This window comes from Aquabacterium sp. (assembly GCF_044226965.1).
In the GTDB taxonomy this organism is placed as follows: Bacteria; Pseudomonadota; Gammaproteobacteria; order Burkholderiales; family Burkholderiaceae_C; genus Pseudaquabacterium.
On record NZ_JBGAGA010000015.1, the window covers coordinates 52,686 to 65,664 of the forward strand.

Here is a 12,979-nt window from a genome sequence, read left to right on the forward strand (position 1 = left end):
CCGTCAGTCCGGCCGCCGCGGCGGCAGCGACGAGGCGATCAGCCACTGCGCGGCCCAGTAGCTGAGCAGGATCCACCAGCTCGCCGCCGGCAGCGGGTGGCCGAAGCGGTTGGTGGCCAGCAGCGAATCGGACAGCACGAAGAGCAGCCCGCCGGTGGCCGCGCGGCGCGCCAGCGCCTCGGCCGGCGTGCCGCGCTGCTGCAGCCAGGCCGCGGCCGCTTGGGCCGCCATCGCCGCCAGGCAGGCGACGTACATCAGCACCGGCAGCCGCAGCCCCGCCGGCACGCCAGGCCACAGCCAGGCCAGCACGCTGCCGGCCACCAGTGCATAGCTCACAAAAGGTGCGGCCCTGGCGAACAGCCGCGCGCCGCGGGTGAACGCGAACAGGTAGGCCAGGTGCGCCAGCAGGAAGGCCACCAGCCCCGGCAGGAAGCCCTGCTGCGGCCACAGCAGCGCGATGTCGCCCGCCAGCGACAGCAGCAACCCGGCCAGCAGCGCGCCCCGGCCGCCCGCTGCCGGCACGCCGCGGCGCCACGCATGCGCGATCACCAGCCCCAGGGTCAAGGGCTTCAGCACCCAGTACAGCGGCTCGGGCAGCAGGGCCGACGAGGCCAGCAGCGCGGCCAGCGCGCAGGCGGCAAAGGCAATGAACAGCGGCATCGGCAACCCAGGCGCGCGAACGCGCAGCGCAAAAGGGCCGCAGTGTGCGCTGCACCGCGACCCGCGCGCCATCCGGGCTGTCCCGCTGACGGCGCCGTGTCGGTCACTCGCCGCTGGTGGACGGCAGCGAAGGCCCCTCGGACGGTGCCGGCGGCAAGGGCTGCGGCAGTGCCTGCGGCGGATCGGGCTGAACGGCGGGCGGCGCCAGCGGGGCCGGCACGCTGGTCGATGGCCCCGCGGGCTCGGGCGATGCGGGCGGGCGCGGCATGGGCTGCGGCGCGGGCGCCGGCGCCGGTCGCGTGACCGACTTGCCCACCGGTTTGTGCACTGGCTTGTCCACGGCCTTGTCCACCGGCTTGTCCACCGCCGGGTCGAGCGGTGCCGAGCGGTCGATCGAGGGCGCCGGGGGCACGGTGTCCGGCGCGGCGGGCCGTGCAGCGGCCACCACCTCGGCCGGCGCGGGCGGCGCGGCGGGTGACTGGAAGCGGTTCATCGCGACGAGGAGGCCCAGCGCGACGGCCCCGATGCCCAGCACCGGCCAGCCGCGCCAGCGGCGCGGGCCGGCCTGCCAGGGCTCGGTGTGCAGCGCCCCGAGGGTGTCGCGCGCGGCGTCGTCGGCCGGCTCGGTGTCGTCGTAGAGGGAGAGGATGTGCTTGTCCATGGCCCGAGCTTCGACCATTGGCGGCGCGCCGCCCGTCAGTCCGGCCCGCGGCCGCGCATCGGCTAAGCGGCGCTCTCGCTGTCAGGCGATGCCTACGCGGCCGGGCTGGGCGCCGGCGCGCCGCGCGCCGCGAGCTCGGCACGCAGGCGCTTGAGACGCTCGCGCGGGTCTTCCTTCGCGCCGGCTTCGTCGAGCTTCATCTCGGCGATGAAGCGGCTGGGAATGCCCTGCACCGTGTCGCGGCCCTTCTTGCGCCGGCGCAGCGTGGACACCACCAGCGTGCGGCGCGCGCGGGTGATGCCCACGTACATCAGCCGGCGCTCCTCTTCCAGGCGCTGCGGCGTCATGTCCTCGGCGTCGGCCTTGAACGGCAGCAGGCCTTCGTTGATGCCGGCCAGCACCACGTGCGGCCATTCCAGGCCCTTGGCGGCATGCAGCGTCGACAGCGTGACCACGTCCTGCTCGTCGCCGCGTTCGGCCAGGCTGATGATCACGCTGATGGTCTGCGCCACCTGCAGCACGGTCTGCTTCTCGCCTTCGAATGTGCCGCCTTCCTGCCGGATCTCGCCGCCGCAGCGGCGCGCGATCCAGTCGACGAAGTCCAGCACGTTGGTCCAGCGCGAGGCGGCGAGCTTCTCGCTGTCCTCGCTGTCGTACAGGTGCTGCTCGTAGCCAATGTCCTTCAGCCATTCGAGCAGCAGCGCCTTGGCGTCCTCGCTGCCCTGGGTGTGGCGGGCACGGTGTTCCAACTCGTTGATGTAGCGGCCGAACTCGTGCAGCGAGCCGATGGCCTTGGCACCCAGCTGCGCGGCCAGCGTGTCGGAGAAGAGGGACTCGAACAGGCTCTTCTTCCACTTCGCCGAGAACTCGCCCAGCTTGCCCAGCGTGGTGTGGCCGATGCCGCGCTTCGGGGTCGTCACCGCGCGCAGGAAGGCCGGGTCGTCGTCCTGGTTCACCAGCAGGCGCAGCCAGGCGCACAGGTCCTTGATCTCGGCGCGGTCGAAGAAGCTCTGGCCGCCGGACACCTTGTACGGGATCTGCGCCGAGCGCAGCTTCTGCTCCAGCACGCGCGACTGGTGGTTGGCGCGGTACAGGATCGCGAAGTCGCTGAACTTGATCTCGGCGCCGCCCTGGCCGCGCAGCGACTGGATGAAGGCCACCGCGCGCTCGGCCTCGTGCTCCTCGCCGTCGGCTTCGATCAGCCGCACCGGCTCGCCGTCGCCGAACTCGCTCCACAGCTTCTTCTCGAAGATCTTCGGATTGCCGGCGATCACGTTGTTGGCCGCGCGCAGGATGTGGCCGGTGGAGCGGTAGTTCTGCTCCAGCGGGATCACCCGCAGGCCGGGCCAGTCCTGCGGCAGGCGCTTCAAGTTCTCGATCGTCGCGCCGCGCCAGCCGTAGATGCTCTGGTCATCGTCGCCCACCGCGGTGAAGAGGCCGCGCTGGCGTTCGTCCGGGTGGTCGACCAGTGCCTTCAGCAGCTCGTACTGCACCGCGTTGGTGTCCTGGTATTCGTCGACCAGCACGTGGCGGAAGGTGTTCTGCCACTTCGCGCGCGCCTCGGCATCGGTCTGCAGCAGCTTCAAGGGCAGGCTGATCAGGTCGTCGAAGTCCACCGCCTGGTAGGCGGCCAGGCGTTCCTCGTAGCGCTGCATCACGCGCGCGGCCACCTGCTCGTCGTCGTCCTTCGCGGCGCGCAGCGCGCTGGCGCTGTTCAGGCCCTGGTTCTTCCACAGGCTGATGGTCCATTGCCAGCGCCGCGCCAGCGCGTTGTCGCTGGCACCGCCGGCGTCGCGCAGCACGCCCAGCACGTCGTCGCTGTCGAGGATCGAGAACTGCTCCTTCAGGCCCAGGCGGGTGCCGTCCTCGCGCAGCATGCGCACGCCCAGCGAGTGGAAGGTGGAGATCGCCAGGTCCTTCGCCGCGCGCGGGCCGACCAGGCTCTTGGCGCGCTCGCGCATTTCCTGCGCCGCCTTGTTGGTGAAGGTGATCGCGGCAATCTGCTTCGGCGTCAGCCCGGCCTGCAGCAGCCGCGCGATCTTGTGCGTGATGACGCGGGTCTTGCCCGAGCCGGCACCGGCCACCACCAGGCAGGGGCCGCTCAGGTGATGCACGGCGTCGAGCTGGGCCGGGTTCAGGGTGGCGGGAGCGTCGGCCATGAGGAGATCAGCGGCTCGGCCCGGGGTGGGCCGGCAAGGCGGTGAGGCGGGGGATGCGGAAAACGTCAACGAAGGCCGGCATGATAGTCAACGCCTCCGCCTGCTCCGGCCGCCGCCGGTCAACCCGATGAACGATCGTCCCACCTTGTCACGTCGCCAGCTGCTGGCACTGGCCGCGCCGCTGGCCAGCCCGCTGTTCGTGCGCCATGCGCGCGCCGCCGACGTGCCGCGCTTCCCCCTTGGCGTGGCCTCGGGCCACCCGCGCGCCGACCGCGTGGTGCTGTGGACCCGGCTGATCGGCGACGACCTGCCCGAGCAGGTGCCGGTGCAGTGGGAACTGGCCGAGGACGAGAACTTCCAGCGCATGGCTGCGCGCGGCACCGAGACGGCCGAGGCCGCCTGGGCGCACAGCGTGCACGCCGAACCGGCCGGGCTGGCGCCGGCAAGGGGGTACTGGTACCGCTTCACGGCGCTGGGCCAGCGCAGCATGGTGGGCCGCACCCGCACCGCGCCGGCGCCCGATGCGGCCACCACGCTGCGCTACAGCATCGCCAGCTGCCAGCGCTGGGACCACGGCCATTACGCCGCCTGGGCCCACATGGCGCAGCAGCCGCTGGACCTGGTGCTGTTCCTCGGCGACTACATCTACGAGTACGCCTCGCCGCCCGACGCGGTGCGCCGCCACGTCGGCCCGAAGATCCGCACGCTGGCGCAGTACCGCGAACGCTATGCGCAGTACAAGAGCGACCCCGCGCTGCAGGCCGCGCACGCGGCGTTCCCGTGGCTGCTGGTGTGGGACGACCACGAGGTGGAGAACGACTACGCCAACGACCGCAGCCCCACGCTGGCCGGCGCGCAGATGCTGGCGCTGCGCGCCGCGGCCTACCAGGCCGCCTGGGAGCACCAGCCCTACCCCAAGGCCTGGCGCCCGCGCGGGCCGGACATGCGCATCTACGACCGCTACGACTGGGGGCGCCTCGCGCGCATCCACGCCATCGACGACCGCCAGTACCGCGACCCCGAGGCCTGCCTGCCGGCCGGCCGCACCGGCGGCTCGACCACCGCGAAGGCGGCCGACTGCGCCGAGCTGCGCGATGCGCGCCGCACGCTGCTGGGCAGCGCGCAGGAGGCCTGGCTGGCCGAAGGCTGGGACCGCGAGCGGCGCTGGAACCTGCTGGCACAGCAGACCCTGATGGCGCGCGCCAGCAGCCTGCCCGTGACGCCCGGCGACCCGGCCACCGGCCGCTACTGGACCGATGGCTGGGACGGCTATGCGCCCGCGCGGCGCCGCCTGCTGGCCAGCGCGGTCGAGGCCAAGGCCGCCAACCTCGTCGTGCTGGGCGGCGACGTGCATGCCCACTACGTCGCCGACCTGAAGCTCGACTTCGACGATGCCAAGGCACCAGTCGTGGCCAGCGAGTTCTGCGGCAGTTCCATCAGCAGCCACGGCTGGGCCCAGAGCAAGGCCGAGGAGCTGCGAGGCCTGAACCCGCACCTGCACTACGCCCGTGCGGACCAGCGCGGCTACGTGCAGTTCACGCTGGACGAACGCCGGCTCGAAGCGGACGTGATGGTCGTCGCGCAGCCCGACGATCCGGCCAGCGCCGTGGGCGTGGGCGCACGCTTCGTGGTCGAGGCCGGCAGGCCCGGGCCGCAGAGCGCCTGAGCCATCCGGGGCCGGCTGCAGTCCGGGCCTGCGTTCGTGCAGGTTCAAAGTCGGGCCTGCGCTTGCGATACTGCGCGGCCCGCCATGCAAGCCATCCTCGCCGTCACGATCCCGTTCTTCGCGCTGGTGCTGGCCGGCTACCTGGCCGCGCACCGGCATGTGCTGCCCGAGTCGGCGATCCCCGGGCTCAACGCCTTCGTGCTGTACTTCGCGCTGCCCTGCCTGCTGTTCCGCTTCGGCATGAACACGCCGGTGCTGCTGCTGCTGAACCCCTCGGTGCTGCTGCTGTACCTGGTGTGCGCGCTGATCATCGTGTTCTTCACCATCGCGGTGACGCTGCGCGACCCCGTGGGCCTGAAGGACGCCTCGTTCGGCGCCCTGGTCGCCGCGTTTCCCAACACCGGCTTCATGGGCGTGCCACTGCTGGTGGCGCTGCTGGGGCAGCCCGCCGCCGGCCCGGTGATCTGCACCGTGCTGACCGACCTGTTCGTCACCAGCTCGCTGTGCATCGCCCTGGCCCAGGCCCATGGCGCGGCCGAGCACGGCGCGCGCACCGCGGCGCTGCGGGCGCTGCGGGGCGCGTTGTCAAACCCGCTGCCCTGGTCCATCGCGCTCGGCGCCCTGTGTTCGGCCACCGGCTTCAAGACCAGCGGGCCGGTGGACGTGGTGGTCCGCATGCTGGCCGATGCGGCCAGCCCGGTGGCGCTGTTCGCGATTGGCGCGGTGCTGCACCGGGCCGGCCAGCATGTGCACTCGCGCACGCCGATCGGCCGCTTCCTGCCGGTGGCGCTGATCAAGCTCTTCGTGCACCCGCTGCTGGTGCTGGCGCTGGGCGCCGGCGCACGCCAGCTGGGCCTGCCGCTGAGCCCGTTCCAGCTGATGGTGATCACGCTGGCCGCGGCGCTGCCCAGTGCCAGCAGCGTGTCGCTGCTGGCCGAGCGCTATGGTGCCGACAACGGCCGCATCGCGCGCATCATCATGAGCTCGACCGCACTGGCCTTCGTCAGCTTCACCGCACTGGCCTGGGCCTTCGGTGTCAAGCCGGGCTGAGGCCCCACCCTTCAGCCGGACGCCGGCAGCGCCAGGATCTTCAGGGCTTCCTTCGACAGGTCGATCCACAGCCGCTCGGTCTCGATGCCGGCCTTCAGCACCAGGTGCTGCAGCTGCTGTTCCCGCGTCGTCAGTCGGCCGGGGAAGTCGCGTGACTCGATGGCGCGGAACAGCGCGAGCTTGGCCTGGTGCAGTTGCAACCGGCGCTCGATGTCCCTGGCCAGCCCGGCCGGTCCGACGGCTGCCTCGGCGCGCAGGCGCAGCATCAGCTCGTCGCGCATCGGCCGCGGGTCTTCCTGCGCCGCCACCCAGCGCTTGAGCTCCTTGCGGCCGGCCGGCAGCACGCGGTAGGTGCGCTTGCGCCCGCGCCCGCTCTCGGCCGGCAGCGACTGCACCCAGCCGGCCTCCTCCAGCCGCGCCAGCTCGCGGTAGATCTGCTGGTGCGTGGCGTGCCAGAAATAGCCGATCGAGCGGTCGAAGCGCCCGGCAAGCTCGGAGCCCGAACCGGGCCGCTCCACCAGCGCGGTGAGCAGGGCATGGGGCAGTGACATGGGCCGCATCTTGCCGCAGCGGCGGGCGGCTGTTCATGCAACCAGTTGCATTCGTGGGGTTTTGCGCCTACATTGCGCCCAGATTTGCGCAACCAGTTGCATAAAACCACCATGACCACGCCCTACCCCCACCTGCTGCGCCCGCTCGAGCTGGGCTTCACCTCGCTGAAGAACCGGGTGCTGATGGGTTCGATGCACGTCGGCCTCGAAGAAGTGCCCCACGGCTTCGAGCGCATGGCGGCCTTCTATGCCGAGCGCGCCCGTGGCGAGGTGGGGCTGATCGTCACCGGCGGCATCGCGCCGAACCTGCGCGGCCGGCCCTTCGGCGCCGGCGCGATGCTCACCACCGAAGCCGAGGCCGAGCACCACCGTGTGGTGACCCGGGCGGTGCATGCCGAAGGCGGCCGCATCGCGATGCAGATACTGCACTTCGGCCGCTACTCGTACCAGCCCTCGCTGGTGGCCCCCAGCGCGCTGCAGGCGCCGATCAACCCGTTCACGCCGCATGCGCTGAGCGGTGAAGAGGTCGAGCAGACGATCGAAGACTTCGTGAACTGCGCCGCGCTGGCGCAGCACGCCGGCTACGACGGGGTCGAGATCATGGGCTCCGAGGGCTACCTGATCAACGAGTTCATCGCCGCGCGCACCAACCAGCGCGACGACGAGTGGGGCGGCCCCTACGAGCGCCGCATGCGCTTCCCGGTCGAGATCGTGCGCCGCGTGCGCGAGCGCGTCGGCACGAACTTCATCATCATCTACCGCCTGTCGATGCTGGACCTGGTGGAAGGCGGCTCGACGCTGGCCGAGGTGATCCAGCTCGCGCAGGCCATCGAAGCGGCCGGCGCGACGATCCTCAATACCGGCATCGGCTGGCACGAGGCGCGCATCCCGACCATCGCCACCAAGGTGCCGCGCGGCGCCTATGCCTGGGTCACGCAGAAGCTGATGGGCCAGGTGAAGATCCCGCTGGTGGCCACCAACCGCATCAACACGCCCGAGCTGGCCGAGCAGCTGCTGGCCGACGGCGTGTGCGACATGGTGTCGATGGCACGGCCGCTGCTGGCGGACGCTCACTTCGTGCGCAAGGCCCGTGAGGGCTGCGCCGACGAGATCAACACCTGCATCGGCTGCAACCAGGCCTGCCTGGACCACACCTTCGCCGGCAAGATCACCTCCTGCCTGGTGAACCCGCGCGCCTGCCACGAGACCGAGCTGGTGATCGCGCCGGCCGCCGCGCGCAAGCGCATCGCGATCGTCGGCGCCGGCCCGGCGGGCCTGAGCTGCGCCGTGACCGCGGCCGAACGCGGCCATGCGGTGACGCTGTTCGACGCGGCCGACGAGATCGGTGGCCAGTTCAACATCGCGAAGAAGATTCCCGGCAAGGAAGAGTTCCACGAGACCTTGCGCTACTTCCGCCGCCAGCTCGACCGGCTGCAGGTCGAAGTAGAGCTCGGCCATCACGTCGACGCCGACACGCTGGCCGCCGGCGGCTTCGACGAGATCGTGCTGGCCACCGGCGTGACGCCGCGCACACCAGCGATCGAGGGCATCGATCACCCGAAGGTGCTGGGCTACCTGGACGTGCTGCGCGACGAGAAGCCGGTGGGCACCCAGGCGGCCATCGTAGGCGCCGGCGGCATCGGCTTCGACGTGGCCGAGTACCTGACGCACAGCGGCGCCAGTGCCAGCGTCACGCCCGAGAAGTTCTATGCCGAGTGGGGCATCGACCCCGGCTATGCCCAGGCCGGCGGCCTGCGCCCGCCGAAGATCGAGCCTTCGCCGCGCCGCGTGCACCTGCTGCAGCGCAAGACCAGCAAGGTCGGCGACCAGCTCGGCAAGACCACCGGCTGGATCCACCGCACCGCACTGAAGGCGCGCCGGGTGGCGATGGTCTCGGGCGTCCACTACGAACGCATCGACGATGCCGGCCTGCATGTCACCGTCGACGGCGTGCCCCAGACCATCGCGGCCGACCAGGTGGTGATCTGCGCCGGCCAGGAGCCGCAGCGCGAACTGCTGCCCGCGCTGCAGGCGGCCGGCTGCTCGGTGCACCTGATCGGTGGCGCCGACGTGGCCGCCGAACTCGACGCCAAGCGCGCGATTCACCAGGGCACCACGCTCGCGGCGCAGCTGTGACCCTGCGCCTGCCCTTCACGACACCCTTTTCACCGGAGATCCCATGGCCTCGACCCTGACCCACCTGCAAGCCCCGGCGGCCCGTTCGCTGGCCTCCTGGCACGAGATGGTGGCGCAGCGCGACATGCGTGCGCTCGACACCATCGTCCATCCCGACGCGGTGTTCCGCTCGCCGATGGCCTACAACCCCTATGGCCCGGCGCCGGCGGTGCTGATGGTGCTGCGCACGGTGATGACGGTGTTCGAGGACTTCGCCTACCACCGCGAGCTGGTCAGCGAAGACGGGCTCAATGTGGTGCTCGAGTTCAGCGCGCGTGTGGGCGACAAGCAGCTCAAGGGCATCGACCTGATCCGCTTCGACGAGCAGGGCCTGATCGTCGAGTTCGAGGTGATGGTGCGGCCGATGAGCGGGCTGCAGGCGCTGGGCGCCGAGATGGGCGCGCGACTCGCGCAGTCCTTGCCGGCGTTCAAGGTCAAAGCCTGACCCCCGACAAGCTTCAGATCGACAGCGGATCGACGTCGATCGCCCAGCGCGCCAGGCCTTTGTGCTGCGCGCGCAGCTGGTGCAGCCGGGGCAGCCAGTCGGCCAGCCAGCGCTGCAGCCGCGCCCGTGAGCCGGACTCGATCAGCATCTGCATGCGTTCGATGTTGGCCACCTTGGACACCGAAGGCGGCACCGGCGGGTAGACCATCACGTCGCCGGCGCCATCGAGCTGCGTCGCGCACTCGGCCGCGGCACGCAGGAAGGCCGTGGCCACCGCCGCGTCGCGTGCCTCGGCGCGCAGCAGCGCCAGGTGGCTGAACGGCGGCAGGCCGGCGCTGCGGCGCTCGGCCAGCTGGCCGCTGGCAAAGGCGGCGAAGTCGTGCGCCTTCAGGGCCGCGTACAACGCGTGTTGGGGATGCCAGGTCTGCACCCACATCTCGCTGCGCGCGGCGGCCTCGGCATCGCGCCCGGCGCGGCCGGCGGCCTGCATCAGCAGCGCGAACAGGCGCTCCGGCGCGCGGAAGTCGCTGGCGAACAGCGCACTGTCCGGGTTCACCGCCACCACCAGCGTGATGCGGCGGAAGTCGTGGCCCTTGGTCACCATCTGCGTGCCCACCAGCACGTCCACCGCGCCGGCATGCACCTCGGCCAGCCGGCTTTCGAGCTGGCCCTTGCCACGCGCGGTGTCCGCGTCCAGCCGCGCGATGCGCGCCTCGGGCAGCAGCTCGGCGAGCTGCTCCTCGAGCTTCTCGGTGCCGCGGCCGATGGGTGCGATGTCGAGGTTGCCGCACTCGGGGCAGGCGCGCGGCACGCGTTCGGTGAAGCCGCAGTGGTGGCAGCGCAGCGTGCGCTCGCCCTTGTGGAACACACGCCAGGCGCTGCAGTGCGGGCAGCCGCTCTTCCAGCCGCAGTCGGCGCAGTGCAGCACCGGGGCGTAGCCGCGGCGGTTCAGGAACACCAGGCTCTGCTCGCCACGCGCGATGCGCTCGCGCAGGCTCTGCAACACCGGCGGCGCGAAGAGCGGGCCGTGGCCGCTCTTTTCGCGCGGTAGCACCCCCATGTCGAACAGGCGCACCTGCGGCAGCACGCCGCCGCCGACGCGCTGCGCCATCTCCAGCCGCCGGTAGCGGCCCTGCAGCGCGCGCTGCCAGCTTTCGAGCGAGGGCGTGGCCGAGCCCAGCAGCACCGGCACACGCTCCAGGTGGCCGCGGTACACCGCCAGGTCGCGCGCCGAATAGCGTGCGCCTTCCTGCTGCTTGTAGGACGGGTCGTGCTCCTCGTCGACGACGATCAGGCCCAGCCGCGGCAGCGGCGCGAACACCGACAGGCGCGTGCCCAGCACGATGTCGGCGTGACCCAGCAGCGCGGTGAGCCAGTGCGACAGGCGCTGCGCCGGCGTCAGGCCGCTGTGCATCGCCACCAGCCGTCGGCCGGGAAACCGTGCGGCGAAGCGCGACTCGAGCTGCGGGGTGAGGTTGATCTCGGGCACCAGCACCAGTGCCTGCCGGCCGGCTGCCAGCACCTGCTCGGTGGCGCGCAGGTAGACCTCGGTCTTGCCGCTGCCGGTGACGCCATGCAGCAACAGCGGCTGCGGACGGGGCTCGGCCAGCGCGGCCTCGAAGGCGGCGAGCGCGTGCTGCTGCTCGTCGGCCAGGGTCGGGCGCTCGGGCATGGGCCCCTCGCTTGCCGGTGCATCCCGCTGCAGCCGCTTCAGCAAGCGCGCCTGGCGGTTCGCCAGGGCCGTGGCGTCGAGCTTGCGCAATTCAGGCGGCAGGACCGACAGCGCCAGTTCGCCGACGCTGCGCTGGTAGTAAGCAGCTGCAAATTCGGCGAGCGCCAGCCACGCCGGTGGCAGCGGCGGCAGGGCCTCGAACACGGCCGCCACCGGACGCAGGGCGCCGGCGTCGAGGGCCTGCCCGTCCAGCTGCGCGCCGGGGCGCCAGGCAATGCCCAGCACCTCGCGCCGCCCCAGCGGCACACGCAGCAAGGTGCCGGGCTTGAGCGGGTGCTCGCTGAGGTAGTCCAGCGGCGTGGTCAGGCCACTGTGCTGCGGCGCCTCCACCACCACGGGCACGCGCAGCGGGCTTGTCAAGCGCGACCCTCGCTCACTTGCCGCCGAAAACTCGCATCCACATCAAGAAGTCCGTGTAAGTTCATGATTGGAAAAGAGTTTTCGATTCATCCCCAGCTTCTGTGGATAACTTTGTGGGAAAGCTGGCAGCGGACGCGCTAAGTGCTTGATCCAGCAACGTTCGCGCTGGTTTGCCCATTCCTGAGGCAGCAGCCGAATATCGTTATGAATCAAGCACTTGCCACGAGTTTGCGCAATTTCTCATGGTGCATCGCACAGTGGCCGCGACAGATTCGTCGTGGATCGGATTTTGGGGATAAGTCAAGCCCTGAGCGCTCACTTACCCTCTCCGATGTGGGCAGGACGCTATGCGGGTGAACCCGCTTGCCGCAGCACGCGCGAGTGGGCATGCACGGCCTCGACCAGGGCCTGCACATGGTCCGGCGGGGTGTGCTGGTTGATGCCGTGGCCGAGGTTGAAGACGTGCCCGCCCCAGCGTCCGTCGGCCCGCTGCGGCGTACCGAAGCTGTCCAGCACCGCACGCGCTTCGGCCGCCACCGCATCGGCATTGGCGAACAGCACCATCGGATCGAGATTGCCCTGCAGCGCGACGGCGTCGTCGACGCGTCGGCGCGCCTGCCCCAGGTCGCAGGTCCAGTCCAAGCCAACCACGTCGGCGCCGATGGCCGCAATCTGCTCGAGCCACAGGCCGCCGCCCTTGGTGAACACGATGCAGGGCACGCGCTGGCCCTCGTGTTCGCGCTTCAGCTGCGCCAGCACGCGCTGGGTGTAGGCCAGGCTGAACTGCTGGAAGGCGCGGTGTTCGAGCACGCCGCCCCAGGAGTCGAACACCATCACCGCCTGCGCGCCGGCGTCGATCTGGGCGTTCAGGTAGGCCGCCACCGCATCGGCATTGATCGCCAGGATGCGGTGCATCAGGTCGGGCCGGCCATACAGCATCTGCTTGACCAGCCGGTAGTCGTCGGAGCCGGCGCCTTCGACCATGTAGCAGGCCAGGGTCCACGGGCTGCCGGAGAAGCCGATCAGCGGCACGCGGCCGTTCAGCGCCCGGCGGATCGAGGTGACCGCGTCGAACACATAGCGCAGCTTGTCCAGGTCCGGCGCCTGCAGCGACAGCACCGCGGCCTCGTCACGCAGGGGATGCGCGAAGCGCGGACCCTCGCCGGCAGCGAAGGACAGGCCCAGGCCCATCGCATCGGGGACCGTGAGGATGTCGGAGAACAGGATCGCGGCGTCCAGCGCATAGCGCTCCAGCGGCTGCAGCGTCACCTCGGTGGCGAAGTCGGGGTTCGTCGCCAGGCCCATGAAGCTGCCCGCCCGCGCGCGGGTGGCGTTGTACTCCGGCAGGTAGCGACCTGCCTGGCGCATCAGCCACAGCGGCGTGTAGTCGGTCGGCTGGCGCAGGCAGGCGCGCAGGAAGCAGTCGTTCTGGAGCGGCGCAAACATCCGTGGATTATCACGCCCGGGCTTCGATGACCGCGGTCAACGCTGCGGTCACGACCCCATGCTATGGTCGCTCG

The 12,979-nt window shown here is 71.0% G+C and carries 10 protein-coding genes; 4 read left to right on the plus strand and 6 right to left on the minus strand.

Going from position 1 to position 12,979, the window contains the following annotated elements; genetic code table 11:
- Positions 1-3: 3 nt before the first annotated feature.
- From ACILR4_RS09260 to ACILR4_RS09270, 3 genes are all read right to left on the minus strand, one after another.
- Complete coding sequence (locus ACILR4_RS09260) at positions 4-660, minus strand: lysoplasmalogenase (protein ID WP_395700560.1); 657 nt, start codon at positions 658-660, stop codon at positions 4-6.
- A gap of 103 nt (positions 661-763) precedes the next feature.
- Complete coding sequence (locus ACILR4_RS09265) at positions 764-1,321, minus strand: hypothetical protein (RefSeq protein ID WP_395700561.1); 558 nt, start codon at positions 1,319-1,321, stop codon at positions 764-766.
- Between the two features lie 92 nt (positions 1,322-1,413).
- Positions 1,414-3,480: an ATP-dependent helicase gene (locus tag ACILR4_RS09270; protein ID WP_395700562.1), complete on the minus strand. Its 2,067-nt coding sequence runs from the start codon at positions 3,478-3,480 to the stop codon at positions 1,414-1,416.
- Between the two features lie 127 nt (positions 3,481-3,607).
- Here ACILR4_RS09270 and ACILR4_RS09275 point away from each other — a divergent pair, with 127 nt between their 5' ends.
- Both ACILR4_RS09275 and ACILR4_RS09280 read left to right on the plus strand, forming a co-directional pair.
- Positions 3,608-5,146 (plus strand): alkaline phosphatase D family protein, encoded by a 1,539-nt coding sequence (locus tag ACILR4_RS09275; protein ID WP_395700563.1) that lies wholly within the window; start codon positions 3,608-3,610, stop codon positions 5,144-5,146.
- Positions 5,147-5,230: 84 nt separating this feature from the next.
- Entirely contained in the window at positions 5,231-6,196 is a 966-nt protein-coding gene (locus ACILR4_RS09280; protein WP_395700564.1) for an AEC family transporter, read from the plus strand.
- Positions 6,197-6,207: 11 nt separating this feature from the next.
- On the opposite strand, the gene ACILR4_RS09285 is transcribed toward ACILR4_RS09280, so the two are convergent.
- Positions 6,208-6,747, minus strand: coding sequence for a PadR family transcriptional regulator (locus ACILR4_RS09285; protein ID WP_395700565.1), 540 nt, complete (start codon positions 6,745-6,747; stop codon positions 6,208-6,210).
- Between the two features lie 111 nt (positions 6,748-6,858).
- On the opposite strand from ACILR4_RS09285, the gene ACILR4_RS09290 reads away from it, so the two are divergent.
- Entirely contained in the window at positions 6,859-8,883 is a 2,025-nt protein-coding gene (locus tag ACILR4_RS09290) for an FAD-dependent oxidoreductase (RefSeq protein WP_395700566.1), read from the plus strand.
- Positions 8,884-8,926: 43 nt separating this feature from the next.
- Positions 8,927-9,367: a nuclear transport factor 2 family protein gene (locus ACILR4_RS09295; protein WP_395700567.1), complete on the plus strand. Its 441-nt coding sequence runs from the start codon at positions 8,927-8,929 to the stop codon at positions 9,365-9,367.
- A 13-nt stretch (positions 9,368-9,380) separates the two neighbouring features.
- Here ACILR4_RS09295 and ACILR4_RS09300 read toward each other — a convergent pair whose 3' ends face one another.
- Together ACILR4_RS09300 and hemE are read right to left on the minus strand one after the other, a co-directional pair.
- The gene (locus ACILR4_RS09300) at positions 9,381-11,459 is read right to left on the minus strand and encodes a primosomal protein N' (protein WP_395700568.1); all 2,079 of its coding nucleotides are present in this window, start codon (positions 11,457-11,459) and stop codon (positions 9,381-9,383) included.
- 345 nt (positions 11,460-11,804) lie between these two features.
- Positions 11,805-12,905, minus strand: coding sequence for a uroporphyrinogen decarboxylase (hemE, locus tag ACILR4_RS09305; RefSeq protein WP_395700569.1), 1,101 nt, complete (start codon positions 12,903-12,905; stop codon positions 11,805-11,807).
- Between the last annotated feature and the right edge of the window lie 74 nt (positions 12,906-12,979).

What these genes read in the sequence shown, in the direction of transcription:
- hemE (WP_395700569.1), bottom strand. Translation starts at nt 12,905, where the DNA reads ATGTTTGCGCCGCTCCAGAACGACTGCTTCCTGCGCGCCTGCCTGCGC.
- ACILR4_RS09295 (WP_395700567.1), top strand. Translation starts at nt 8,927, where the DNA reads ATGGCCTCGACCCTGACCCACCTGCAAGCCCCGGCGGCCCGTTCGCTG.
- ACILR4_RS09265 (WP_395700561.1), bottom strand. Translation starts at nt 1,321, where the DNA reads ATGGACAAGCACATCCTCTCCCTCTACGACGACACCGAGCCGGCCGAC.
- ACILR4_RS09275 (WP_395700563.1), top strand. Translation starts at nt 3,608, where the DNA reads ATGAACGATCGTCCCACCTTGTCACGTCGCCAGCTGCTGGCACTGGCC.
- ACILR4_RS09290 (WP_395700566.1), top strand. Translation starts at nt 6,859, where the DNA reads ATGACCACGCCCTACCCCCACCTGCTGCGCCCGCTCGAGCTGGGCTTC.
- ACILR4_RS09285 (WP_395700565.1), bottom strand. Translation starts at nt 6,747, where the DNA reads ATGTCACTGCCCCATGCCCTGCTCACCGCGCTGGTGGAGCGGCCCGGT.
- ACILR4_RS09270 (WP_395700562.1), bottom strand. Translation starts at nt 3,480, where the DNA reads ATGGCCGACGCTCCCGCCACCCTGAACCCGGCCCAGCTCGACGCCGTG.
- ACILR4_RS09280 (WP_395700564.1), top strand. Translation starts at nt 5,231, where the DNA reads ATGCAAGCCATCCTCGCCGTCACGATCCCGTTCTTCGCGCTGGTGCTG.
- ACILR4_RS09260 (WP_395700560.1), bottom strand. Translation starts at nt 660, where the DNA reads ATGCCGCTGTTCATTGCCTTTGCCGCCTGCGCGCTGGCCGCGCTGCTG.